The organism is Actinotalea sp. C106, assembly GCF_023630195.1.
Taxonomy (GTDB): domain Bacteria; phylum Actinomycetota; class Actinomycetes; order Actinomycetales; family Cellulomonadaceae; genus Actinotalea.
This window is the reverse complement of the sequence record NZ_JALPKN010000427.1, coordinates 1-1,947: the sequence shown is the minus strand read 5'-3', so window position 1 is coordinate 1,947 and position 1,947 is coordinate 1. Positions and strand designations below refer to the sequence as shown.

Annotated in this window: 2 protein-coding genes; both read left to right on the top strand. The window is 72.0% G+C overall.

What is annotated here, in order from left to right:
- The coding region (locus L0B03_RS17200) for a cell division protein FtsQ/DivIB (RefSeq protein ID WP_250448145.1) at positions 1-762 on the top strand (762 nt) is incomplete at its 5' end.
- A 138-nt stretch (positions 763-900) separates the two neighbouring features.
- The coding region (gene ftsZ / locus L0B03_RS17195; protein WP_250448143.1) for a cell division protein FtsZ at positions 901-1,947 on the top strand (1,047 nt) is incomplete at its 3' end.

Below are 1,947 nucleotides of genomic sequence, written 5' to 3'. Positions count from 1 at the left end.
CGCCCGGTGCGGCCCCCGGTGGTCTCGACCGGGTCCGCGGCACGGTTCGCCGAGCGGGTCGCGCTGCGCCGTCGTCTGACCAGGCGCCGGGTGCTCTGGTCCTCGGCCGCGCTCGCCCTGGTGGCCGGCGTGCTCGGTGTGCTCTTCGTCTCCCCGCTGATGGCCCTCGACACCGATCAGGTCGAGGTCCGTGGCCAGGGGACGGTCGTCGACGCGGACGAGGTCCGTGGGGTGGTCGAGTCCTACGCAGGGACGCCGTTGCCACGCCTGGACACCGTGGGGATGCGTCGGGCGGTGCTCGACGTCCCGGGGGTCCGCGCCGCCGAGGTGGCGCGGGTGTGGCCCGTCGGGCTGCAGGTGACGGTCGTCTCCCGGGAGCCGGTCGCCGCGGTGCCGGCCGACGACGGCCTTGCCCTGCTGGACGTCGACGGCGTCCAGGTCGGTCGCGTGGGTGAGGCCCCGGCCGGCATCCCGGTGGTGAGCGTCCCCCTCGAGGATCCCGACGCCCGGGCCCTGCGTGCGGTGCTCGCCGTGCTGCAGCTCCTGCCCGAAGAGCTCGCCGCGGAGGTCGTCGAGCTCTCGGCCGAGAGCCAGGACACGGTGCGCCTGGTGCTCGCCGACGGGGCGCGGGTGGAGTGGGGGAGCGCGGAGCAGACGTCCCTCAAGGCGACCGTCCTGGCGACCCTGCGTGAGGCCGAGGTCACCGAGGGCGTGACGGTCTTCGACGTCTCGGCGCCGGAGCTGCCGATCACGAGCTCGTGAGCCCGTCCCGCGACACGCGCCCGTGGTCGTTGCCGCGAGGGGTCGGGGCACCTAGCGTCGCACCTGGCAGCATCTGACATAACTCTAACCTTCTGGTTGAACTTGAAGGTTGAGACTCGCGTAACGAGAGGCACGGACGTGGCAGCTCCGCAGAACTACCTGGCAGTCATCAAGGTGGTCGGCATCGGCGGCGGTGGCGTCAACGCCGTCAACCGGATGATCGAGGTCGGCCTCAAGGGGGTCGAGTTCATCGCGATCAACACCGATGCCCAGGCGCTGCTCATGTCCGACGCCGACGTCAAGCTCGACGTGGGGCGCGAGCTCACCCGTGGGCTCGGCGCCGGGGCGGACCCCGAGGTCGGCAAGAAGGCTGCCGAGGACCACGCCGAGGAGATCGAGGACGTCCTGCGTGGCGCCGACATGGTCTTCGTCACGGCAGGGGAGGGCGGTGGCACCGGCACCGGCGGCGCCCCCGTCGTGGCACGCATCGCGCGGTCCCTGGGCGCCCTGACCATCGGTGTGGTCACCCGACCGTTCACGTTCGAGGGGCGCCGGCGCTCGGTGCAGGCCGACTCCGGCATCGAAGCGCTGCGCTCCGAGGTCGACACCCTCATCGTGATCCCGAACGACCGGCTGCTGTCGATCTCGGACCGCAACGTCTCGGTGCTCGACGCCTTCCACTCGGCCGACCAGGTCCTCCTCTCGGGTGTTCAGGGGATCACCGACCTCATCACCACGCCAGGGCTGATCAACCTCGACTTCGCCGACGTCAAGAGCGTCATGCAGGGGGCTGGCAGTGCCCTCATGGGCATCGGCTCGGCCCGGGGTGATGACCGCGCCGTCCAGGCCGCCGAGCTCGCGATCTCCTCGCCGCTGCTCGAGGCCAGCATCGACGGGGCCCACGGTGTGCTGCTGTCCATCCAGGGCGGCTCCGACCTCGGGCTCTTCGAGATCAACGAGGCGGCGCGGCTGGTCCAGGAGGCCGCCCATCCCGAGGCGAACATCATCTTCGGCGCGGTCATCGACGACGCCCTCGGCGACGAGGTGCGCGTCACGGTCATCGCGGCCGGCTTCGACAGCGGCTCGCCGACCATCCACAAGGACAGCCGTGCGCTGGGTCAGGTCAGCGGAGGCGCGCCCCGGCTGCCCGGGACCGGGTCCGAGCAGCCCGCGCGGCCGGCGGCG